Below are 24,660 nucleotides of genomic sequence, written 5' to 3'. Positions count from 1 at the left end.
GCTTATTGAAAGAGCCGTTTATAAAGCGATCGCCCTATCATAAAGAGTAGATTTAATAATGCACAGGTACTGATCATTGCCGCCATGTTTAGTGGGGCCTGAAATCTTACCTGAATTTTTGCTTGTGTATTATTATACAATACTGTTGCTATCATACTTAAGGGGATAGCCAGTATATTCAGGATCAATAATGGTCTGCCTACCTCAGGTGCTTCTTTTATATAACGCTCTATTGATTCATTGATAAAAAAACCGAATACGCCAATAATAAACGCATTCAGCAGGATAGATCCGGGTGTGATATCCTCGCTGTAATTATGGGTGGTGATATTGGGGATGACCCAACATGCACAGATTAAGTACAGTGATACTGCGCCCATGAAAAACAAGAGGATATTTTTTTGTGTTTGCTTCATCATGCGTTATCAAAGTTATTACATTTTCCCAAAACTCTTTGTAGGAAGTGTTCCTGAAGTTTGTTGGGATGTTGGGAAATTCATTGTACGGGTAGCAATCACTTCATTTGTACCTCCCTTTACAATACGTTCCGTCACAGTAACACATGAGACTTAGGTGGTTTTAGGATTTTCAGGAAACATAGAACGGTTAAAATTAACAACTTCTTCATGAGATGGAGGCGTTGTACGTTGGATCAACTTTGCAATGGCATTATTTCTCAATGCACCTGCATTCTCCTTTATTCCGTCATCCAAAGCCTTTTCTAGTTCTGCTGCATTTAATTCAGTACAATAGGCTGGTGTTCCAGGCTGATGTCTCCATGAATCGGACAATTTTCCAGCATCAACCGGATCAAAACCGGCATCTTTAACTAAGGAAGAAACAATTTCTTTTGCGCTTGTATCATCACCAGATATAGCCATTGCAATTCTCTCTTCGTCAGCAGAATTCACACCACCAACTGCTAAAGTATGCGCTAAAAGGTTGTTAAAAGCCTTTATTACCGGACGACCTAAATGTTCAGACACCCATATACTTTCTACCTTTCCATTATTTAAATCTTCAATATCTCCATCACGGAAGGGATAATAATTAGACGTATCAACAATAATGACGTCCTTTGATACCTCAGATAAAAGATCTTTGGGCAATGTCGGAAATACTGTAGTCGGCACTGAGAAAATAATTACTTCCACATCTTTCACTACCTCTTTAAGTGTCGCTGGAATTACTCCTAGTTCTGCTGCTTTTTTATTGAGTTCTTCCGGAGATGATGAATTATTTACTTTAACGTTATGTCCTGCAGCAGTAAGTTTTTTTGCTATAGTACCGCCTATTTCACCAGTTCCAATTAATCCTATTTTCATATTAAACCAATTTAGTTAGTATAGCTACTGTAACAGCAGCAAAAATAAATATTAGCAAAATTGAGTAAAAATTACTTTCCTTCGTATATCACTTTCCTGAAGGAAAGTATTTTTTTTAAATAGATAGGATGGCTACAAAGAAACCACATTGTGAATGCCTTGATACAATTAAACCTGTACGTGACGCGCTTGACGTAATAAACGGCAAATGGAAATTACCGATTATTATTTCTGTTTCGGTTGGTAATGAACGATTTACTGATATTTTGGAAAGTATCCCAGGAATTACGCCAAAGGTTCTGTCTAAGGAATTGAAGGAATTAGAACAACATAAGCTAGTAAAAAGAATTATTCTTAATGAATATCCTATTAAGATAATTTACAAGTCAGAGCCTTATGCAGATACGTTAACGCCTATAATTTACTCGTTGAAGGATTGGGGCTTAAATCACAGACAGAAAATTCTCAACTCATGGAACGAAAAGGACTAATTAATCATATGTGTTAATTGTGCTTGTCGTAGATGTGTCGTGGGCTGGAATTCTTGTGTGGTTCGATTCCTGATGCCGGGGGTAGTGGCTTGTAGCAGAATGCACCATGTGCAGCCATGCTGTTGCAAACACTCTTGCTGCACTTTACCAGGCAAATTCACCTTCTTTCCAGAAAAACTTTCCTGTTGGTGCATCATCCCCTATAGTCGCGTATTTTACAATTATACCAACAGCCTCTTCTACCGTTTGCACCCCTTGATATTCATTGAGATTTGTCGCTGTGTACCCCGGCTCAACACTGTTTATTTTGAAATTTGTATGCCGAAATTCTTTGGCTAAACTTACCGTAAAGGCATTTAATGCTGTTTTGGAGCATCCGTAAGCATAGAATTCCAGGTCATGAGAAGTGCTAAATGCGAGAGACGCTAATCCGCTTGAAACATTTACAATTCGTGGTTCGTTTGATTTTTTCAGTAAATCAATAAATTGTTGCGTTGTTTGCACCGCCCCGAAAAAATTAGTGTCAAATAGTTTCCGCAAATTGCCAATAGAATAGGTGGACATTTTTTGAGACATGAATCCCCCTGAGATGCCTGCATTATTGATTAACACATCTAATTTTCCTGTTTTTGTCGCTAACTCCTGCTTTGCCAGTTTTATTGAATTGATGTCTGTTACATCTATTTCAATAAGTTCCACATTGTTAAAGCCAAGTTTATTTAATTTTTGTATAGCCGCAGTTCCTTTTGACTTATCGCGGCTTCCGACATAAATGTAATAACCCAATTCGGCTAATTGTTTGGCTGTTTCAAACCCAAGTCCCTGATTTGCGCCTGTAATCAGGACTGTCTTGTTTATTGTCATAATTTTTTATTTGATGACACAAAACTAGAAAGCCCTTAACGCAATAAATGGTGAGGTATTCTGATTAAATGGTGAGGTGTTCTGTTTTTTGTTTCCTGTATTGAGAGGGCGTCAATCCAGTATAACTCTTAAAGAATTTGGTAAAATTTGAAGGGTCATAATCCAATGTTCTTGCGATTTCACTAATTGGATTGTTTGATTTCTCAAGCATTTCTTTGCTAATTTCCAGCAATTTATTCTCATAGATTTCGCACGGTGATTTACCCAATACTTCCCTTACCGTGTCGCTCATGTGATTAGGAACAATATGCAAAAGTTCAGCAAGTTCATTAAGTTCAATCGATTTTTCTACTTGTCCCGTTTTCAGTTCGGTTAAATGTTTGTCAAGCTCAAACAGAAACTGATTCGCAATTTCTATTTTTCTGGCTGAGATATTTCTTTGTTTAATACCCATTTATCTGATTTAAAAAGTCACTCTAAAATTACTGCTAATATTGGCAAAACATACAAATTTGCTTTATTAAAATTGCTTAAACAGGTACCCGACTCCATCAAGGATACGAATAAAAACAATCATGAAAGAGGGAATTCACCAACGGTAATGAAAACCTTTTTCAAAGAAAAGATGCTGTATCGGACTTACGATACAGCATCTTTTCATTTTACATTTTTCAACCTACCGGACCATCACCGTATGCAATAACACCTTATTCATATCACCACGCTCCTGCCCCGGTTGTCCTCCTCCTATACTGATCACTGTTTTTCCTCCAGGTTGATATCGTTTTCCATTGTCATCAACCAGAGAAAGATCTTCTGTCGTTAATGTAAATGATACTTTTTTACTTTCACCGTGTTTCAACGATATACGCTGAAAACCTTTTAATGCCCTTATAGGCGCATTTGCCACCCCGGGGTGACTTACATAGAGCTGTACCACCTCATCCCCATCAAATTGCCCTGTATTAGTCAACAATACACTAATACTGACTGGCGTCCCTTTGCGGACGCTTTCTGCCACCTTTAGCTCACTATAAGAGAAATGAGTGTAGCTTAATCCATATCCAAATGGGTATAAAGGCTTCCCCCTGAAATAGCGGTAAGTCCTGTTCTGCATAGAATAGTCTTTGAAAGAACGCAGATCTTTATCTGATGCATAGAACGTTACCGGAAGGCGTCCTGAAGGATTATAATCACCAAAAAGTACATCCGCAATAGCAGTACCTGCCCGCTGCCCTCCATACCAGGCGTTGATAATGGCAGGCAGCTTCGCGTCCTCTTCAGGAATAGCAATAGCGCTGCCGGTCATCATCACAAAAACGACCGGTTTACCGGTTTGCTGTAAGGCTTTCAGCAGCGCTGTCTGTACCTTGGGCAACATAATGGTAGTGCGGTCACCACCGTCAAAACCCGGTACACTTACAGGCATCTCCTCTCCTTCCAGTTGCGGTGAGATACCGCCGGCAAAAATGATGGCATCGACATCCTTCAGCCTTCCTGCCAAAGCAGCAAAGTCAGTTTTTACCCTGTCGCCGGCTTTGACCTGGATAAAAGCATTGCCCTCATTCTGATGAAATTCCACCACGATTTTGTAGCTGCTGTCTTTCCTGACAGGTAATACAAAGGGTCTTGCACCCCAGCGGTTCTTTGTCCAGGCATCAACGATCAAAGAGTCATTGATAAACAGGCGGTAGCCGTCATCTCCATCTACCTCAAAATTCATTATCTCCGTTGCTGCTGCTTTCAGAAAGGTGGTATACCTCGCTGAATAATGGATGGTCTTCAGGTTAGGTGCAGGTGTCTGTCCTTCCGCCCAGTAATGGTCAATATCCTTTTCGATGAGGGTCTGCAGAGGTGTACCCTCCAGCTGCTCATTGTCAAAATACGCTGCCTGCACCCCCGGACTCCCTTTAAAGGATAGCATAGCAGTAATATCCCGGTAATTCAGCAGGGTATCGTTAGTATGATTGATCGCCTTTTCGTAGATAAGTGTTACATCCGGGCCCAGCTTTTCCCTGATGCCTTCCACAACGGTCACTACCCGGGAGGGGGTTCCGTTATAGTTGCCAAGAACTGCTATTTTATTATCAGCATTGGGCCCTATCACCGCTATCCTTTTTATCTTTTTACTAAGCGGTAGTACGCCTTCCGAGTTTTTCAGTAAAACAATAGATTCACTGGCCATTTTCAGGGCATGGGCATCATGCTCCGGGCTTTCCAGTACTGAAGCGGGCGTTTGTGCATACCTAACCTGTGATACGGGGTCGAACAAACCCAGCCGGTACCGTATGGTGAATAGTCTACTGAGAGAAGTATCCAACTGAGCTTCGCTGATCAACCCGGTTTTTACTGCATTGATCAGCGAATAGTAGACCGAGGTGCCGCACTCAATATCTGTTGAATGAATGAGGGCATCTGCTGCTGCTGCCGTAGCATCCTTATGGGTTTTATGGTATTTGAAAAAATCATCCAGCGCCCAGCAATCGCTGGTCACATAACCGGTGAACTTCCATTGCCTTCGCAGAATGTTCGTCATCAGCAGATCATTTCCACAGCAAGGCTGACCATCTACGGCATTGTATGCGCACATCACGCCGGCAACACCCGCATTCACAACCAGTTCATGAAAAGCAGGCAGGTAGGTATCCCAGAGATCATGCAGCGAAGGATGAATATCATCGGAATGCCGGCTGGGTTCCGGACCGCTGTGTACAGCAAAATGTTTGGCGCAGGCAGCTGCCTTCAGGTATATAGGATCATCGCCCTGCAGTCCGCGTACAAAGGCAGCTCCCAGTTTAGCGGTCAGGTAGGGATCCTCTCCGTAGGTTTCCTGTCCCCTGCCCCAACGGGGATCACGAAATATATTGATATTGGGTGTCCAGTAAGTTAACCCCACATACCGTTCATTGTCCTTTCCCTCAGCCGTAGCCCTGTTATGAATGGCCCTGCCCTCGGTGGCCGAATAATCTGCCATCAGGAACAAAGCAGCAGTATCCCAGGTGGCAGCCATGGCAATGGCCTGCGGATAAGAAGTAACGTGATAAGGAGTACGGGCAACGCCATGAAGCGTTTCATTCCACCAGTCATAGGCAGGTATACCCAGATGGGTGATAGCAGGAGCCGCATTGACCATTTGCCCCACCTTTTCTTCCAGCGTCAACCGGTGAACCAGATCATTAACACGTTGCTCCACAGGCAGCGTGTGATCCCACATAGGAAAACTCTTATACTGCTGGCCCAGGGAAGATCCAGCAACAAATAATCCAATAAATACGATTAGTTTTTTCATAACATGAGTGTGGTCTTTAATGGAAAATAAGTAAAATTGTCAATCAGACAGTCATTAAACTTATTCCAAATAACCCAATTAACAAACTTATTTATGTTAACCCGGTTAAGCATTTCAGCTGCATGCGCAGATTAGCATCAATGAAGTCGCCAAGCTGCGCAATCTCCGTAATAGACGAATCGATATCCCGAACACCACGTAATCTGTTACTGCTTGACGGATAGGTATATTAATTATAATTACGGGAGAAAACCCACCCAGCATCTTTCTAACCGGGTGGCTAGCTGCACCATCTCATTTAGTTAGATCAGGGAAGGAAAAGTATTCACAGATTCTGATGAGTGCTTTTAAATACTACCAATAAAATCTCACCTCTTGCCATATTTAAATATGGCAAGAGGTGCTAAAATATCAATTTACAATACAGTGTTTTATGCAAAAAAGAAGGGTGCCTTATTCATTTATAAGATAGCTTCCTATAAATGAAACATCCTATCCTGGCACTTCAGAAAAATGAAGGCGTCAAATTTAAAAACTGCCACCTGTAAGATCGGAACCTAAATCCCCCCGAAGAATGGGCAACACATTAAAAATGCAATCTGAACTCTACGTTCATTGCTGGCCCTGTCTTATTGTCCCACACCTTTGACCCGGGAATAGCCTCCCCGTTTGATCCATAGACGGTCGTACTCTGCTGTAACACCGCTAACAGCAGCTGTACGCCAAACTCCGCTTTCTGCGGAATGACTTCAAAGAAAGGCCCTATCCCGCCAATCTCACAAAAAGCATGACCTTTCACTTTTACATACTGCTCAGGACTGGCACTCACCATGCTCTTCACACTTACAGGGCCCCAGGTAGTACAGATAATCGGCTCAAGGAAGAAGTTCCTGGAAATAGGAATGTGATAATTGAATAGAGGGCCCATCAGGAAACTGATCCCACGGTTATAGACACCTTTGTCTTTCTTGTCCACAATACTATATCCCCCGGTCACGGTTATCCCGATAGAAAACTTATCTGCTACAAAATATCCTCCTTTGGCAGAAAGACTGGCAGACGTGCCAATGTACTGCCCCATAGGAGCTACAGAACCCTGTATACCCAGACCTCCTCCCAACCAGTAATCCCCCTTTTTTATCTTGAGGGTGTAGGATTGTGCAGAGCTGGTCAGAAAAGCGAATAAGGGAAGAAGCGATACAAGTACCCCGAATGTAAAAGGCACTGGTTTTGATTTGTTTTTCATCTAATTGTTATTGAATGTATAGAATTGAAATCACATGGACACTTCCTTTTGGTTGATATTTTGATGTTGAGGCTAAAACAAATGTAATAACTTCTATAATAAGGCTCAAAAAAAAGCCGCTTTTTAGTTTATCGCTATCGGTTGCAAAAGCAAATAATAAAACCGGCTACCTCCGGTTTTTATCCCCTTATGATTCACCATACTCCTGGGCGTATCAATATCCCAAATCCCCCCCGATAATTCCTCAAATGCCCATTTTATAATGTCTGCCTTTTCATTTGGAAATAAGCAGAACCCTATCATAATCAGCCGATAATCAACAAAAATTTGATAATATTATATTTTGTATTAATTTTATTGATTGTTTTTTTTCATAAAATGGCTTATGCGGTTATTAAGAGATAATATAAAAATCGTTCACTTTTCTTTATTATTAAGTTGTCTTAACTTCTTATTCTTTCATTTTCCCTTTTTCAAATTTATTTTTAATAATGTTGATTGTAAAAATATTAGCGGCATCTCCATTATTGTTTGTTTTGTTATCTTAATGGTGGTGGCAAATGCTTTTGCATTTTTTTTGATATTCTTTCTATTTCGCTTTGTAGGAAAAATTTTCCTGGCATTCTTCTTTATTGCCAGCGCCATTGCAGTTTATTTTATTAATACTTACAATATTATAATAGATGCAGAAATGATGGGGAACGTGCTAAATACCAAATATAGTGAGGCGTCTGGTTTCTTTTCCATAAAATTACTACTCTATATAATTCTACTTGGTGTTATTCCTGCCATTATTATCATGAAAACCAAAATAGTATATGTAACATTCAAGCGATTTTTAGTCATCGTTTTAACTAGTTTGTTATTTATGCTAGCTGTAGTATTTGCGAATTCGCCAAATTGGTTGTGGGTTGATAAAAATTCAAAAGTATTAGGTGGGCTTGCAATGCCATGGAGTTACACAGTAAATCTTTCCCTGTTTTTTGTACATAAACAACAGGAAAATGAAAAAGAAATATTATTGCCGGATGCTACCATAAAAGATAACCGCAAATCAGTTGTTGTCTTAGTAATAGGAGAATCCGCCAGAAGTGAAAATTTTTCTTTATACGGTTACAGTAAAAATACAAATCCATTACTTTCAAAAACCCCTGGTGTATTTCATTTTAATGCTACCTCCTGCGCCACCTACACGACAGCAGGTGTAAAGTGTATTTTAGAACATAAAAACACCAGCGACCTGTATGAGATTTTGCCCAATTATTTATATAGAAACGGCGTGGAGGTTGTCTGGAGAACCACAAACTGGGGAGAACCACCCGTTCATATAAAAAATTACCAGAACAAAGAGACCCTGATGAAAGATTGTAAAGGCGATGGATGCGATTATGATGAAGTTCTTTTGAATAACCTGAAAGAGCAAATAGCAGCAAGTACCAAAAACAAGGTATTGATAATATTGCACACAAGTACAAGTCATGGACCTGAGTATAGCAAAAAATATCCGCCTCAGTTCGAAACTTTTAAGCCAGTTTGTAATAGCGTTGAATTAGCAAAATGTTCTAATACAGAACTGGTCAACGCTTATGACAATACGATTGGTTATACCGACTATATTTTATACAATTTGATTGAAGATCTAAAACAATTAAAGGAATATAGAAGTGCAATGATTTTTGTTTCCGACCATGGCGAATCTTTAGGAGAAAAAAACCTATACATGCATGGTTTGCCTTTAAGCCTGGCACCGAAACAACAATATGACATTCCTTTTATAGTCTGGACATCTGATAACAGTTTAAAACAAACGCAGACAGAAAATTCATTGTCACAAGACTATATCTTTCACAGTGTTTTAAATTTCTTGAGCATACAAAGTCCTGTTTATAATGAGGAATTGAACATTTTTAAATAGCGGACGACTGTGATGTAAACTTTTTAATGGTAATGCCGTTCCGGAAAGTCGGGAACGGCTTTACTATTTATATTAAACTCCAGCCAAAGCGACCAGCAAAAACTAATACCGCCGTTATTCCATTTATACTTCTCATTAGTAGCTGAATTCCCTGCCTCGAAACTAATAAACGTACGATGCCCTGTTACTCCGACATACATACCCGTCGCAGCACGGTCACCGGGATTCGCAATTTTATTATAGGAAGACAGCAACCCTGTATAATTAACAAAACCATAGGCATGACGCGTTTTTTTATGAGGGTCGGGTTTCTCAACGCCCCCATCTACCTGTTAATTGCTGCCTAAGTTAATAACAACTCTTTCACCGCCTCATTTCCCGGCAAATCCACCGCGACCGCAATCACCTTCCCTCCCACCGGGAACACGGCCACTTTATAATACCAGTCAAATCCATTTCTGCCCAAAACCGCCCTGCCTCTTTCTACAATCCTACCCCCATTATCTTTCACCTGGATCTGCACTTCCGCGACTCTAAATTCATCTTTTGTAGTCACCACCACATCCATGTTTTCCAGTTTTATATTCTGAATTTCAGGGGCGCGGTAAGCATCCTTCACTGCCATATTATAGGCATTTTGACCAGGTCCTGCAAGCGATTTATAGTAAGCCTTTAGCTCCGGATCCTGAATAATCACCTTCGCATAAGCCGCTGCAATTCGCATCTTATACCTGGCTTCCAGTTGCTTTGGGGTAGGTTTATTTTTAGAAGGTCCACGTTTTTTTGCAATAATGATCTGCCCATTCCGCTCGTAAATCGTGATTTCATTACCGAGGGATCCCCGCACGGCCTGAAGAAGAATACTGTCTTTCACAATAGCCATAAGAATCAATTTTGAGGTTATAATACAAAGATAAGGTCAGGGAGCTTTCACTAGTACTTCTTTTACATTAAATAAGTACTAATTGGTTATTATAAGGGTACCTCTATATCCAAATGATATAGCGGTACCCTTATAATGACCATATAATAACCTGATAATATAGAGATGGCATAAGGAGTCCACGCCATATCTCCCCCTGCCTGTTGGTTCCTGTATAAACTATCAACCTGCTTAAAATAAAAAAGGCCCGCTCCAGGAGCGGGCCTTACTATCAGCAAAACCTTATCACTTATCAACCGTCTCCAGCTGACTTACACTCTTAGACTTCGCATCTTTCGGCGGTGCCAAAAACTGCCCTAACATAATATCCGCGGTTTGCAATGCACCCTCTACCCATCCCTGCGCATCTGAATAAGCCTCTCCACAAATATATAAAGGTGTACCTGCTATCGGGTTGGTAATCTCATCTCTTACCTCCCAGCTCTTCACTCCTATATTCCAGCTATTCCATCCTCCACCATACGGATCCTCACCCCAATCACGGAATGCAGCACTCTTCACCAACGGCGTATAATCCAGCCCATGCATTTGTTGCAGCTGTCTCGCTACTTCAGCCACCATCCTGCGTGGTGCCTGATACTCATCCCATGTCTGGTTCAGATTTCCCTGCTCTACAGTATGGTTTTTCTTATCATCATCTCCCACAAACGGATCTGCAATTTTCGCATGCGAACGTCCCTCTTTCCAGGCCTGGCTACGTTGTGGCCGCAAACCATCCCAGAAACCGATATTATTACCATCATCATAACTCGCCAGCAACATTGCCCTTCCATTTACGGCCGGCGTACCATCGCTATTCGGCCAATAGTATGTTTGTCTTACCGGTAAATCTGTCACTGAGCGACCTGATTGCACCGGCACAAACACTCCGTTTGCATCCGTAAATCCACAGATCCTCCACCATGGATTTGCATACGTAGTAAAGAGCTTGAACAATGGTCTTGGCGTTACACTCTTGATCAATGGCTGGATTTGCTTTAACTGGGGGCTATCAGGCGTAATAAGATCCAATGCGCGACGCGGCATCGCAAGGATCAGTTTCCCTGCTGTTATCGTTTGCCCGTTGCTAAAATGAAGTGAAAACGTTTCGTTTTCATAATCAAATCCACGGAGCTGCTGTTCTAAACGCACGTCTCCTCCATCTTTTACAAACAGCTCAGCCAATGCAATCGGTACCTGTTGAAAACCATTTGTAAAACCTTTGTATTTAGGCGTCATGCCAAAGTCTGATAAATACCATGGAATGGCATCGCTGGCATTCCAGTTCACCAGGGTTGAATCATAGCCGCCTGCATCCCTGCCAAACTGGTAGCCTTCGCTGCTGATCACCCTGTACAACAGGTTCCAGAAACCCCATTGGTATAAAGGCACACCATCAAAAGAGGCTTCCCGCGCCATTTCACGGCGCTGTTCTTCTGTCAGCGTAGAATCTGTAATGCCTGGCACTATCTGTTCAATAGCATTTACGATAATAGTTCCGGGGCCATTGCCTTTTTCAAGGAATGACATATTATAAGGTACCTCATCAGGATTAGTGACAAAATCGACCAGGCGCAAATATTCCCCACGCAGGTATGCGAGGTTCTGCGGCTCATCTACCGGGAAATCATAAGTGGTGATCTGTTCATTAGCAGGTAATTCTTTATTCAGTTCTTTGATCAGATCTACAATCAGTTTCTGTGTATTTTCCAGGATGCGCATGCCGCCTAGTTCCGCGGTCATATTAGGAATTTCAGGTGGTTTTACAGATAGTAGCCGTCCTCCGATATGATCGCTGCCTTCGAATACAACAATCTTCTGATCAGGGAATTGCTTTTTCAGTTTCCAGGCGCTATACACCCCGGAAACACCACCACCGATGATGGCGATATCGATTTGGTTTGCCATGTGATTAGGATTTTAGAAGAATGAAGGAATGTTTGATGGGAGATATGCAGCACTTGCCGACAGCAATTCTGCTTTTACTGTTTCCTTGTGGAAATAATCCAATACCGGCTGCCTGCTGTAATGTGCGGTAATTGAATCAGCTGTGGATGGGGCTGTTGGTGTATTGCCTGCTATTCTCATATCTAATATATAAGAAGTTGTATTGGTCAATACATGGTCGATCCCCCGCCTGATTGCATCTTTCACTGCAGCAGGTGTTTGCACCACTTCTCCGTGCTCGCCACCAAATGCTTTGGCAAGTGATACGAAGTCAAGTTTGGGTCTTTCAAGACGGAGATATGGCGGATCCATGGTTTTCGGTTTCCAGCCATAACCCGGTGCATTACCATAAGCACCCACTACCTGTTGCAGGCCCAGTTGAAGGGTATGATACTCCTGGTTATTTGTAATAATATACAGGATAGGTAATTGCTCATGGGCCGCAGTCCAGTAAGTTTGCGGGTAGAAGAGTGAGGAACCATCCCCCACCGCATTGACCACGAGTTTGGTACCCGTGCCCTGTGATGACGTATTTTCCAGTTTAATACCCAGCGATGCCGGCATTGACCAGCCTAATGAACCACCGGCTACACAATAATAGCTGACGGGCTTAGCACCATTGTTAGTGAATGGCAGGTAATATTGAAAAGGTGCGGCATCGGATACTGCCTCATGCACGTAAACAAAATTATCTACCAGTTCTCTTGTTTCTATTTCTTCTTTCAATGCTTTTGCAATCACAACTGCCCAGATGTCTTCCTGTTCCATCGCTTCTTCCAGGTAAGCATCCCAGTCTGCTGTTCTCTTTTCTGACAGCAGGCGCATTCTTTCATTTCTCTCGGCTGCACCTGCAGGAGGATTAGGTTTAATATATTCATTCAGGATAGGTAGTGTTGCCTTTATATCGCCGAAAATGGCTGATTCTCCGTAATAGTTCTTCGCAATATCCCAGGTATTGTTAGTCAGGTATACCTGTTTCAGTTCAGGAGGGAACAGTGGTCCATCCGAATACTTATACACCGCTAACTGTGCCTGCGCACCAAATCCTACAAGGAATGCGACATCATGGTTTTTGAAGACGCCCTGCACGCCGGCCTGACTACCGGGTAATTCTCCCTGCCAGTGATAATCATTATTGGGGAAATTCGCCAGACTACTAAATGTCTGTAACACTACCGGGGCACCCAGCAGTTCGGCTAATTCCTGCAATTCTTTCCAGGCATCGGCATAGCCAACTGCGTCGCCGGCTACTATTACCGGATTCTTTGCAGCAGAGAGAATATCTGCAGCTTGTTTGATAGTAGCATCATCTCCTGTAAAATGTGGAGATATACGGGTCACACCTTTTACCTTCGCTTCGTCTTCAATAGCCACCATCGTAAAATCCCATGGAATGGATACGAATACAGGGCCATTCGGTGGTGCCATTGCTTCTTTAAAAGCACGTTGTAATACCATTGGAATTTCCTGAGGGGTGCGCACTTCATGTGCCCATTTCGTGTACTGTTTGGCAAGATCTACCAGGTTAGATGCCAGTAGTGGTTCCTGGGTTACCAATTCATTTTGTTGCTGACAGCAAAGAACTACCAATGGAACCTGTGAACGGTAGGCATTAAATAAATTGCCAATACTATGGGCAATACCCGGGGTAACGTGTACGACCATTACACCTGGCTTACCCGTCATACGGGCAGACCCCATTGCTGCACCGATAGCAATGTTTTCATGAAGACATTCAATGTAGCGTACTTCATTTTCAGGATAAGAAGTTCCATCGATAATAGGAATTTCATTGGTACCTGGTACACCGAAAATGTAATGGATACCCAGGTCTTTCAGGATATCGAAAACATAATCACGCGTCCAGCGTGTGGTCTGGTCGAAGGCTTGTTCGATCACGGTGTCGCTGATCTGGGGAGTAGCCTGCGCCATTTGTTGTGTTGCCATATGATGGTTTTTGGTTGTTCAGAGGTGGATACTGTGGAATTATTGGTGGTATCTATGTGGTGTTATAAGTTCAATAGTAGCAGAAATGCAAAAAGGTAAACAACGGTAGAATTCCGATTGTTTACCTTTAAAAGAAAATATCAGGCACACCTACCAATACCTGTAGGCTGGATAATGCTATTCCGGCTTCTCCTTCCCTCCGTTTCTTACTACATGGTAATTGCCATTCTGACTAAATACATCCGGGAGAACCTTTAGACTTATCCCTTATTTAAAGCTCCCGTATTAAACAATAGGCCTTTAAATAGGTTATTATTTATATGCTATTTTTCCGTCCGGTGGAAAATCAATCCGTACAAGGGAAAATCCAAGCCATAAACAATGCCACAAACAATTGTTTATCAATCAAATACGAAAATGGCAAACAAATGGAACTAAGCAGGAAAAAAAACTTATGGATACATCTACCGATTTCCGAATCTTCGTTGTTGATGACGACGAATTTTGCCTGAACTTATATCGCCAACACCTTACCAAACAAGGTTATAAAGATATCAAGACATTCCAGAATGGTGCTGAATGCCTCATCGAGCTTACAGACAACCCGGACGTTATTTTCCTCGACCATGGAATGCATGACCTATCAGGCATTGAAGTGCTGAAAAAGATCAAAAGATTTAATCCTGACATTTACGTTGTATTTATTTCCGGCCAGGAAGATATTGAAACTGCCGTGAGCGCTTTAAAATTTGGCGCATTTGACTACATCGTAAAAGGCGATCTGCAACTGGAAGGCATGACCAAGGTATTGTTGAAGATTGCCGAAATTAAAGAGTTATTGAAGAAAAATAACCCCAACTTTTTTAGGAAGTTTTTTTCATTTATATAAATGGAATGCTGTCTATGAGAATAACATATTCTATCTTAATCCTTTTTATATGCCTGGCAATGTTGTCCTCCTGCGCGACCCAAAATATAATGACAGTATCAAAGCAGGAACAAAATACCCAAAAACTGGATTCAATCTTTGCCTTCAATGATCATTATACCTACACACTAAGAAAAGATGATAAAATAAATGTCAGTGTCTGGGATAATGATGACCTAAGTGTGGGATCAATATATGGCATTTATAACTCAAACGAAGTTTATGGAAAATGGTTAATGCTGGATGACTCAGGTTATGTCTCCATTCCAAAACTAGGGAAGATTAACCTATTTGGCCTAAGTGTCAATGCAGCAAAAGAAAAGCTCACGCTTGCGTTTAAAAAATGGATTGTAAACCCCATCGTTGATGTAAAAGTGCTCAACAAAGAAGTAACTGTACTTGGCGAATTAAAAGCGCCCGGAAAAATTCTATTGGAAAAAGAAAACAATACCCTGCTGGAACTAATAGGGAAAGCAGGTGATTTTGACTTTTATGCCAATAAAAAGAAAATACAGGTGATCAGAATTGTAAATAGTCAACCCGTTTCGTTCATAGCAGATCTATCCCGGCTAAAAGACCTGGCAGCTACCAATATTCAGATCCACCCCGGTGATATCATTTATGTACCCAGCAGGAGAGGCAAAGAATGGGATAGACGCGCCGGATCGACCATTGTACCTATCGCATCTGCTATAAGTACAGCTGTATTACTGACAAAAATATTCTGATAGCCTATGAACAGGTTAAAACCCTTATACAGGGGCATTCCGATTGTTATACTGACCATGTTGGCGGGATACCTGATAGCCAAAAAGTACCTGACATATGTAACTCCAATGTACGAAAGCACCTCTAAAATAAAGCTCGCTGATATACATGAAGGTGTCTCAAACAGCAATCTGTACAAGGATTTTGATGTGTTTGTAACCTCAAACAAAATTAGCGCAGAAGTGGAGTTATTGAAATCAAAAGTACTTATCCGGAAAATGCTGAAAGTAGTAGATTTCAATGTAGATATATTTCGCATTGGCAAACTCCGGAAAATGGAATTATATGATCAAAGCCCCTTCCTTGTAAAATATCTGTTTACAGAGGGAAACAGTTATGACAGTACTTTCCAGCTTACAATCTCTCAAGATTCCATCATATCTCTTAAAACACCTTCCGGACACACCTTCGTATCAAGATTCAACCAGGCGATCCACCTCCCCGGCGGTGAGCTTACACTGATCCGAAATGATGACCTGGTTGCAAGAAAGAGCGGATTGAACATTAACGATCGGTATGAATTTATCATCCGCTCATCAACGAAGCTGGAAAACTCGATTCTTTCCGGCCTGGATGTAATGGCTGTGGATAAGGATGTACCTGTTATACGTATCAGTTATAAATGCCCGGTGGCACAAAAATCGGCCGATGTTGTAAATGCACTGTCTGCCGCTTATATCGATGATTATATAGAAGAGAAATTTAAATCAGCTGATACGACTGAACGTTTCCTCAACAAACAGCTGGATACATTCAGCAACAAATTATCCTCCAGTGAAACTGATATTAAAGATTACCGAAACCAGCATAACATCATCAATATCCGCCAGGAAACAGAAACAGATCTCAGAAAAATTGCCGACCTGAAAAAACAACTTGCCAGCCTGAAAATGAACTTAAATGCCATTGATACGCTGGACCAGTATATGAAACAGGGCCAGGACCGTTTCTTTGAGCTCGCTCCCAATTTTGAGGCATTTACAGACCTTTTAAGCACAGAACTGGTCAAGAAGATCAAAGAGCTACAGCGGGAGAAAAAAGACCTGCTCATAAAATATACCCCTGAAAATGAAAAAGTTTTGGTCGTAGATGAAAAACTGGCAGACATAAGTAAGTACCTGGAAGAAAGCATTCACAATACCCAAAGAAGTCTCCGGATTCAATACAATGACCTGCAGCATTCTATCGATGAATCAGAAAAGGTGTTTATAGGACTTCCCGAAAAGGAAAAAAGAATGACAATCCTGGAACGCAATTTCTCTATGAATGAAGAAATATATCGTTTTTTACACGGGAAAAAGACCGACGCAGAAATAGCCAAAGCAGCAACTATCTCATTTCATAGAATCATTTCAAATGGAGAAGTACCGGAGAAACCAGTCTCTCCCAATTATACCATCATAAAGATTTTAGCAGCCATACTTGGAATGATGGCCGGTATTGTATTTATTTACTTTATCCACTCTGTCAAAGCAAAAGTGAATGATGAAGAAAATATCAACCGCCTTTCTGACATCCCGGTGCTGGGATCAATTCCTTACCTGAAAAAGCCTTCTGAACAGGAAAAACATTTCCGGAAATGGGTCATCGAAATGGATTTAAAACACCTGCTTCCCAAAGGAACCGTTATTTGCATCTCCTCATTCAATAATAGCGAAGGAAAGAATTTCATTTCTACAGGCCTGGTGAATGGGATGGAAACCATGAACCGACAGGTGGCACTGATCTCTGCTCAATCGTTGCCAGACAGTGACCAGTTATCAATACAGGCATGGAAAAAAAAGTTACAGGAACTGTCTGAAGAAAATGATCTGATCATTATTCTTACGCCTCCCCTGTCACAGGAAGAAAGCGGGCTTATACCAATGTCACTGGCATCCATAAACATGTTTATTCTTGATAGCCGGAAAACACCAAAACATGTAATCGCAGAAGCCGAGAAGTTAAAACGGGAATTTGCGTTTCCCAATTTTGTCTTTGTTTTAAATCGTGCTGGCTACACTCCAAGCTTGTATTCTCAGGCTAAAAATATATTAAGCAACATCGTTAGCAAAAAAGGATGAAAAAGATATTTCTACAGGAATATGAAAAGTACTGGGTGCTCGCGGACCAGGTTACCGTAAGCGGAGCAGCCTTTGTTACAAACCTCGTTCTTGCAAGGGTGCTGGGTATAACCAATTTTGGAAAATTCACTTCAATAGTTATGTTACAGTTGTTCTTATTGTCCATAACAATGTCTCTGAGCTCCCAGTTATACCAGGTGCTGTTTCTGAGACTTGAAGAAAAGGAGAAACAACTGCTCACCACCGGTTTGTTTTATCAACAGTTATTTGGGAGCCTGGGGCTAATACTACTTACGCTCATTTTAAACCAGCTCTTCCCTGTTTTTTTCTCACAGGTTCTTTCTATACCATCAAATTTATCTTCTTTATGGCCCATACTGGCAATTACGTTCACCATATTTACAGATTTCCTGAGAAGAGCCCTTATCACGCAGGGTAAAGCCCGGTTTGCCCTGTTGATCGATATGATAGATAACTTTCTACAGATAGTGCTGATAGCAGTTTGCCTGTATATGAAGGTATTGGATATAAAGATGGCCTGGCTATGTATCGCTTTAGCATATATTCCGGCCATCATTGTTGGTATCTACCTGCTGGCCCCTCATACTATTTCTTCTGAATGCTTTCGTTTTACCTGGAAACAGCAAAAAGACAAAAGTAGCTGGTTATTGGGCACTTCCCTCCTTCAGTGGGGCTCGGGTTATTTTTTTGTAGTCGCCGCCGGTTGGTGGCTTGGTGCCGCAGCATTAGGCGCTTTAAGATTGGCGCAATATGTATTTGGGCTACTTAACCTCTTATTACAGGCCGTCGAGAATTATGCACTTCCCCTTGCATCACGGGGTATTCAAAAAGGTAAATACTGGTACCTGCTGCTAAAAAAATGCATATTACTAATTGTTCCTTTCCTTATCATAATTGGCATCTTTGCAAAGCAAATCTTATTATTTGCCGGGGGTAATGAATTTGCCTCCTATACATTTGTAATGTACGGGCTTATTGTTGTTTACCTGGCTATTACGATCGGTTATCCTATCAGGATAGCTATCCGGTCAATGCACATGAACAAAGATTACTTTGTGGCCTACATTCTCTCCGTAAGCGTCAGTATACTATGTGCACCCTGGTTATTACAGCACTGGCAGTTATATGGTGTTCTTGCCGGCCTATTACTTTCACAAGTAATAAACTCAGGATATTGGTTGATCGTATTATTTCACAAAAAAAATTTCATATGGAAATCTGCCATATAATCCTTGGAAAAGCCAATCCAGATCGGATGAATGGAGTAAACCGGGTCGTCAATGAATTAGTATCCCGCCAAACACTCGCAGGCCTTCAGGTAAATGTGTGGGGGATTGCATCTGATCTCTTACATAATTACCCGATACGCATATTTCCAACAAAACTTTTCCGAAAAAAATACTTCCCTTTTTCAATACCATCTGAATTGGAAAATGAAATCAGGAAAAAGGCCGGTGAACAAATAATATTTCATTTACATGGAGGTTTTATTCCTCAATTCTATACCATTTGCAAACTATTACATAAGTACAACATCCCTTTTGTGATTACGCCTCATGGTAGTTACAACGTTATCGCAATGAATCGAAATAACCTGGTAAAAAAATTTTACTTCCATTATTTTGAGTCTACATTGCTCAAAAATGCCATGGCAATCCACTCACTCGGGCAATCTGAAATTGAAGGATTGAAAAAAATATACCCGAATGATAAAACCGTATTGATCCCTTATGGCATTGATCTGACACCAATGCCAGGTAATATTACACCCTCACCTGGATTTATTATTGGATATTGCGGGCGAATGGACCTTTATACCAAAGGCCTGAAGGAGTTAGTAATTGGATTTGACATGTTCTTCTCCAAACATCCGCATGCCGACCTGTGGATAATTGGTGATGGGCCGGAAAGAGAAATCCTTGAAAAACTAGCCCATAGTTTGACCGCTGCAAACAGGATAAAATTCTGGGGAGCCCAATATGGTAATCAAAAAGAAGATATCCTTTCTCAATGCTCAGTTTTTGCCAGTCCCAGCCGAAATGAAGGATTGCCCTCTGCTATTCTTGAAGCTGCTGCGATGGGAATTCCCTGCCTTGTTACCGAGGCCACCAATATGGGAGATTATATTAGAAAATATAAAGCTGGAAAGGTAATAGCACACACTGAACCTGAAGAGATTTTTAACGGGCTGAATTCCCTTTATCATGAAATGAAATCCCCCGTTGATAAAGCCCAATATAAATTCAATACCCGTAAAATGATTGAAAATGAATTTAGCTGGTCTAATGTCCTTTCACAATTTAATGCGATGTATGAATGCAGAACAATCCCGATGACCTGCTAAGGCCTAATAAGCAATTCTTAAAGCAGATAAATATCCTGCTTACCATAATACTATTTATTATGGTGGCTGGCTTTTTCACCTGGAGTGAAAATGTGAACATTACCCGCGTGATAAAAGTAATCGGCAGGTTGGGAATGACCATTTGGATAATTGTTATTCACTATAAAATTATTAATAAAGGAGCTATCGGAGGCTTCCGATGGGTGAACCAGGTGTCTCCATTCCTATATTTCTCATACCTCATCCTGGGGTTTATCTCATTTCTATGGAGCACAGATGTGGGTTATAGTGCATTGCAATGGTTTATGGATCTTGAAAGCCTTGTATTTTCATTCTACTATGTTAAATCACTGATGCTTTTAGAAACTTATTTCCCGGGGAATGACATCCGCTTTTATAACCTGATGGGAAATGTTGCCTTCATGCTGTTAGCTATTTTTGTTATTGGAATGATCGTGGATCCGGATACTTATTTCCGCCTGGTGGAAGGTGGTGAAGACAGGCGTTTGGGCGGATATATCATGAATCCCAATGAGCTGGGCATGCTATGTGGACTGGGTGTATCCTGCCTTATCTTTGATCTTTACAGATTTAAGAAAAAGGCCTGGACTATCATTAAGATAGCCATTATGGTGTATGTACTGATATTGACCAAATCCCGCTCATCCCTGGTCGGTTTATTAATAATCGTATTTTTTCATGTCAGGAGATTAAATAGCAAGTTGATAATTTACGGAATATACGCCGCTGTGATCGCTGCAATCCCGGTAGCTGTTGAAAAACTGATTTTGCGCAAAGGTGGGATCGACGATATATTATCAATGACCGGAAGAATGCCTTTCTGGAAAGCCCTGATCAGTGAGGGCCTGCCAAGGGAACCATTACTGGGATTTGGATTCATGCGCATAGATTATAAAGATAAATTTGAGAGTGTACATACTTATGCCGGCCATATGACACATAACACCTTCATGCAAGTCCTGATGAACCTGGGCTTTGTAGGATTATGCCTTGTCCTGGTACAACTGGTTTTTACCTTCCGGGGGTTCTTAAGAGAAGAACAGGAAAAAAAACTTATGTTACTTGGAATTATCATTCCAGTATTAATTAACTCCTTTACTGAATTTGGCATATTTGGCGAAACGAACTATGGAATACTATTCTTCCAAATGCTGATTTTCATTATTTCCCTTAGACCACCACTCAGGTTAACGCCTGCTGAAAAGTTCTATCTGCTAAAAAAACGAGCCCGATTATCTTCAGATAAATTTTCCCATGCATAGATAAGTTTCCGCGCGGTGGAAAACGAACTTATTCCAAAAAACCATAACAGATTATAATTCAGTAAATTATGTGATTTATTTACAGTGGCATTATTCTGGCCCCTGTAATAAAAACATATCCCATGTTTCCTGACATTACACTTTTTATCCAATCGCTTGAAAAGGCCTGTATCCCTGCTTCATTAAACAGGAATATGGATTGTAATAAGGAAATCCCTTGTTATTACCGGAATAATCCAGATGGAACTATAAGATGGATTTGGCCTAAACATAGCCGAAAAGCTGAATACCTGCGCTTTTACCATATATCGGGTACGAAACCCCGCTTGTTTGCACTAATCATTCATCTATTAAGCAAGCTTGGATTATCCTTTCTTATCTCCAATGGTCGCTTTTCCTGGTATACGACAGACGACTATTATAATGACAAGCTAACAGGCAACTCCTGGGCCTGGTTTTCAGGCACTATCGGGCCAGACCGTAAGGCCATCTTATGGAAAAAAAATCCGCAAACAGGCAATAGCGTATTCATCAAAATTGCGCTCACAGACAGAGCTGTCATTAACCTCAGGAAGGAATCCATCCAAATCAATAAATACAAACCCCTGGTTTCTGAAAAAGTTAAAATCCCGGAAGCAATATTTACGGGAGTCACCTGCAAACAGGAAGATGTCGGGGCCAATACACAACGCACTAATTGCATATGGTCTTTACCGCAACAACCATTACTTGAATGGATGAAAACTAATTATGGTATTGTGAAAGGAGAGCATGCACCCTTCCTGCAACAAATCAAAAGGCGTATTTCAGATATCATGCAGCAATCCGATCCCAGGTTTGATCATACATTCTTAAATAACCTGAGCCTCCTTGCAGACAGCATCCGGGACCATCAACAGATACCTTTAACTACCGCACACGGCGATTTTACTCCCTGGAATGTGATGTATAACCAGGACCAGCTCATCCTGGTTGACTGGGAACTAAGCCGGGATCAAATGCCTTACCTGTTTGATTTCTTTCACTTTATTTACCAGTCAGGTATTCTGATTGGTAACAAAGGATATGCTGCCATCAGGAAAGAGATTGATGTAGTATTTAACCAACCTCAATGGCAGCAATTGCTGAATAATGACAGCAATAACCTGTATTTACTGGAAAAATGCTACCTGCTGGAAACAATAACTTACTATCTACAGGTATATCACCTGCAACCTCAATGGCATAAACAGGTAAGCTGGCTGTTAAAAACATGGAATAATGCCCTTTTATGGCACATCGCCAGGGAAAACATACGTTCTCCCCGGAAGTTAATGCTTGCCGCGTTAAACCAGGTACTAAATGACAAACAATATGCATTGCTGAAGTGGAAATATAAAACGCTTGCATCTTTGCCCGAACATTCAGACGTAGATATTTGTATCAGTAAGACAGCGCTACCTGGAATTATCCAGGAATTAAAATCGAATATCCTTGTTTCAAGAATGCACGTGAACAGAAAAACATTCATGCAGCAGGTAGAACTAATTTTACTGGACGGTTCTCTCCTTCATATCGATTTATTACATGATTTCAGAAGGAAATCACAGACCTTCCTTTCCGCAGAAACATTGCTTTCCAGGATCGTTAAAAATGAATATGGGCTAAATGTACCAGCACCAGATGACAATTTTAAATATACCTGGTTATTTTATTGGTTAAATCGCAGTGACATCCCCCAGGAATATCTGGATCTTTTTGAACAGCATGGCACTACACTAACGAATATGCTGCAACAACAGTATCAATTGCCGGTAAGCAACTTTACAGAAGTGGGCAAGTTTAACCAGGCATGGTACAAGCAGGTGAAAAACACTTTATACAAAGAATTTAATCACGCTATAGGTACTAAAATTTCCAATTTGGCAGCTTATTGTACAGACACATTCCTGGGCATCTTTCACCGCAGGGGTTTTGTCGTTACTTTCTCCGGTGTAGACGGAGCCGGCAAAAGCACAATAATAGAAAGAACCAGGTTCCTCATCGAAAAGTGTATGCGAAGAAAAGTGATTGTCATCCGTCATCGTCCATCAGTACTACCAATCATCAGTAGTCTCCGGTATGGAAAATCCGGGGCGGAACTGCGGGCAGCATCTACCCTGCCCCGGAAAGGGAATAACCGGTTATGGATATCCTCCTTCTTTCGCTTTTGCTGGTACCTGGCAGATTACCTGATCGGGCAGTGGATCGTTCAGTTCCGGTACGTCAACAAAGGTTACATCGTGCTTTATGACCGTTATTATTTTGATTTTATAAATGATGCGCGACGAAGCAATATACAGTTGCCATCCTCTTTTATCCGCTGGTTTTATCATCTGATGTTAAAGCCCCAGCTCAACTTCTTTTTATATGCTACACCAGAATTAATCTTAAGCAGGAAACAGGAACTGGACTACGATACCATCAGTCACCTTACATCGGATTATTTAAGCCTTTTTAAAAAATTATCTACTAAAAATAGCAATAGCCAATATATACCCATTGAAAACAATCAATTAAATGAAACCTTGAATATCGTCCTAAACCATATAAAGCATATAAGCCATGAAAAAGCTGATTGAATATTTCATACAATTAAGAAACCCGAAATTTCAATTTGATCCATCTGTCACTAACGCTGAAGTAGGTATATTTTTCGGTAAACAGCTGATGGCAATGATCAGGGGCGGAAGAATGCTTTTCATGGGCAGAAACCCACAATATATGATGTTGGGAAAGGGTGTCAATTTTTCATTTTTAAATAAGATCAGGTGGGGAAAGTTCTTGAAATTAGGAGACTATGTACAGGTGAGCGGTTTAGGGAAGAAAGGTATTAGTTTCGGTGATAATGTTGGAATAGGCGCATTTAGCCGCTTAATTGTTGCGACCAGTTTTAATAATATCGGCAATTATATTGTAATAGGAAGTAATGTGGGCATTGGAGAATTTGCGTATCTGGGCGGCGCAGGAGGACTTAGCATTGGTAATGACTGTATAGTAGGACAGTATTTTAGTTGCCATCCGGAAAATCATATATATGCCGATCCTGACATCCCCATCCGTCACCAGGGAGTAGAGCGACTGGGGATTACCATTGAAGATAATTGCTGGATAGGCAGTAAAGTAACCATCCTGGATGGCGTTACAATCGGCCGGGGATGTGTGATCGCTGCCGGGGCAGTTGTCACCAGGTCCTTTCCTCCCGGGGTAGTTATTGGTGGCATCCCTGCCAGGGTTTTACGCCATCGCAATATGGAAATGAAGGTAAATGCTATTGCTTAAATTATAA

The 24,660-nt window shown here is 41.1% G+C and carries 19 protein-coding genes; 10 read left to right on the top strand and 9 right to left on the bottom strand.

The annotated features are described in order from the left end of the window. Nucleotides 1-2: 2 nt before the first annotated feature. Nucleotides 3-419 carry a hypothetical protein gene (locus U0033_RS31205; RefSeq protein ID WP_072363267.1) on the bottom strand — a complete coding sequence of 139 codons (417 nt, stop codon included), beginning with the start codon at nt 417-419 and terminating at the stop codon, nt 3-5. A gap of 150 nt (nt 420-569) precedes the next feature. Then, nucleotides 570-1,325, bottom strand: a complete 756-nt coding sequence (locus U0033_RS31200) for an NADPH-dependent F420 reductase (protein WP_072363268.1) — start codon at nt 1,323-1,325, stop codon at nt 570-572. A 128-nt stretch (nt 1,326-1,453) separates the two neighbouring features. Here U0033_RS31200 and U0033_RS31195 point away from each other — a divergent pair, with 128 nt between their 5' ends. Further along, nucleotides 1,454-1,816, top strand: coding sequence for a winged helix-turn-helix transcriptional regulator (locus U0033_RS31195; RefSeq protein WP_072363269.1), 363 nt, complete (start codon nt 1,454-1,456; stop codon nt 1,814-1,816). A gap of 144 nt (nt 1,817-1,960) precedes the next feature. On the opposite strand, the gene U0033_RS31190 is transcribed toward U0033_RS31195, so the two are convergent. From U0033_RS31190 to U0033_RS31175, 4 genes are all read right to left on the bottom strand, one after another. After that, nucleotides 1,961-2,680, bottom strand: a complete 720-nt coding sequence (locus U0033_RS31190) for an SDR family oxidoreductase (protein ID WP_072363270.1) — start codon at nt 2,678-2,680, stop codon at nt 1,961-1,963. 64 nt (nt 2,681-2,744) lie between these two features. Next, on the bottom strand, nt 2,745-3,134 hold the full coding sequence (locus tag U0033_RS31185) for a helix-turn-helix domain-containing protein (RefSeq protein ID WP_072363271.1): 390 nt from the start codon (nt 3,132-3,134) through the stop codon (nt 2,745-2,747). A gap of 222 nt (nt 3,135-3,356) precedes the next feature. Beyond that, entirely contained in the window at nt 3,357-5,969 is a 2,613-nt protein-coding gene (locus U0033_RS31180; protein WP_072363273.1) for a glycoside hydrolase family 3 C-terminal domain-containing protein, read from the bottom strand. A gap of 586 nt (nt 5,970-6,555) precedes the next feature. Beyond that, nucleotides 6,556-7,215 carry a hypothetical protein gene (locus tag U0033_RS31175; RefSeq protein WP_072363274.1) on the bottom strand — a complete coding sequence of 220 codons (660 nt, stop codon included), beginning with the start codon at nt 7,213-7,215 and terminating at the stop codon, nt 6,556-6,558. 385 nt (nt 7,216-7,600) lie between these two features. On the opposite strand from U0033_RS31175, the gene eptA reads away from it, so the two are divergent. After that, nucleotides 7,601-9,130: a phosphoethanolamine--lipid A transferase EptA gene (gene eptA / locus U0033_RS31170; protein WP_072363276.1), complete on the top strand. Its 1,530-nt coding sequence runs from the start codon at nt 7,601-7,603 to the stop codon at nt 9,128-9,130. Between the two features lie 343 nt (nt 9,131-9,473). Here the strand turns inward: eptA and U0033_RS31165 are convergent, their stop codons facing one another. From U0033_RS31165 to U0033_RS31155, 3 genes are all read right to left on the bottom strand, one after another. Beyond that, nucleotides 9,474-10,013, bottom strand: coding sequence for a hypothetical protein (locus U0033_RS31165; protein ID WP_072363277.1), 540 nt, complete (start codon nt 10,011-10,013; stop codon nt 9,474-9,476). Between the two features lie 285 nt (nt 10,014-10,298). Continuing rightward, a complete protein-coding gene (locus U0033_RS31160; RefSeq protein WP_072363278.1) occupies nt 10,299-11,960 on the bottom strand; it encodes a flavin monoamine oxidase family protein in 1,662 nt (553 codons plus the stop codon). A gap of 12 nt (nt 11,961-11,972) precedes the next feature. Further along, nucleotides 11,973-13,946 (bottom strand): thiamine pyrophosphate-binding protein, encoded by a 1,974-nt coding sequence (locus U0033_RS31155; RefSeq protein WP_072363279.1) that lies wholly within the window; start codon nt 13,944-13,946, stop codon nt 11,973-11,975. A 454-nt stretch (nt 13,947-14,400) separates the two neighbouring features. On the opposite strand from U0033_RS31155, the gene U0033_RS31150 reads away from it, so the two are divergent. The 8 genes from U0033_RS31150 to U0033_RS31115 all read left to right on the top strand — a co-directional run bounded on the left by U0033_RS31150 (nt 14,401) and on the right by U0033_RS31115 (nt 24,653). Beyond that, a complete protein-coding gene (locus tag U0033_RS31150; RefSeq protein ID WP_072363280.1) occupies nt 14,401-14,835 on the top strand; it encodes a response regulator in 435 nt (144 codons plus the stop codon). An 89-nt stretch (nt 14,836-14,924) separates the two neighbouring features. After that, nucleotides 14,925-15,602, top strand: a complete 678-nt coding sequence (locus U0033_RS31145) for a polysaccharide biosynthesis/export family protein (RefSeq protein ID WP_072363281.1) — start codon at nt 14,925-14,927, stop codon at nt 15,600-15,602. Nucleotides 15,603-15,608: 6 nt separating this feature from the next. Next, entirely contained in the window at nt 15,609-17,705 is a 2,097-nt protein-coding gene (locus U0033_RS31140; RefSeq protein WP_072363282.1) for a GumC family protein, read from the top strand. Then, complete coding sequence (locus U0033_RS31135; protein ID WP_072363283.1) at nt 17,702-18,955, top strand: lipopolysaccharide biosynthesis protein; 1,254 nt, start codon at nt 17,702-17,704, stop codon at nt 18,953-18,955. The genes U0033_RS31140 and U0033_RS31135 overlap by 4 nt, the downstream gene beginning before the upstream one ends. Further along, nucleotides 18,937-20,070 carry a glycosyltransferase family 4 protein gene (locus U0033_RS31130; RefSeq protein ID WP_072363284.1) on the top strand — a complete coding sequence of 378 codons (1,134 nt, stop codon included), beginning with the start codon at nt 18,937-18,939 and terminating at the stop codon, nt 20,068-20,070. The genes U0033_RS31135 and U0033_RS31130 overlap by 19 nt, the downstream gene beginning before the upstream one ends. Beyond that, nucleotides 20,043-21,353: an O-antigen ligase family protein gene (locus U0033_RS31125; RefSeq protein ID WP_072363285.1), complete on the top strand. Its 1,311-nt coding sequence runs from the start codon at nt 20,043-20,045 to the stop codon at nt 21,351-21,353. Before U0033_RS31130 ends, U0033_RS31125 begins: the two co-directional genes overlap by 28 nt. A 122-nt stretch (nt 21,354-21,475) precedes the next feature. Next, nucleotides 21,476-23,953 carry a hypothetical protein gene (locus tag U0033_RS31120; protein ID WP_072363286.1) on the top strand — a complete coding sequence of 826 codons (2,478 nt, stop codon included), beginning with the start codon at nt 21,476-21,478 and terminating at the stop codon, nt 23,951-23,953. Continuing rightward, nucleotides 23,937-24,653, top strand: a complete 717-nt coding sequence (locus tag U0033_RS31115) for an acyltransferase (RefSeq protein ID WP_072363287.1) — start codon at nt 23,937-23,939, stop codon at nt 24,651-24,653. The genes U0033_RS31120 and U0033_RS31115 overlap by 17 nt, the downstream gene beginning before the upstream one ends. Nucleotides 24,654-24,660 lie beyond the last annotated feature (7 nt).

The sequence above is a fragment of the Chitinophaga sancti genome (assembly GCF_034424315.1).
Lineage (GTDB): Bacteria > Bacteroidota > Bacteroidia > Chitinophagales > Chitinophagaceae > Chitinophaga > Chitinophaga sancti.
The sequence above is the reverse complement of the archived record's forward strand: the minus strand, read 5'-3'. Positions and strand labels throughout refer to the sequence as shown.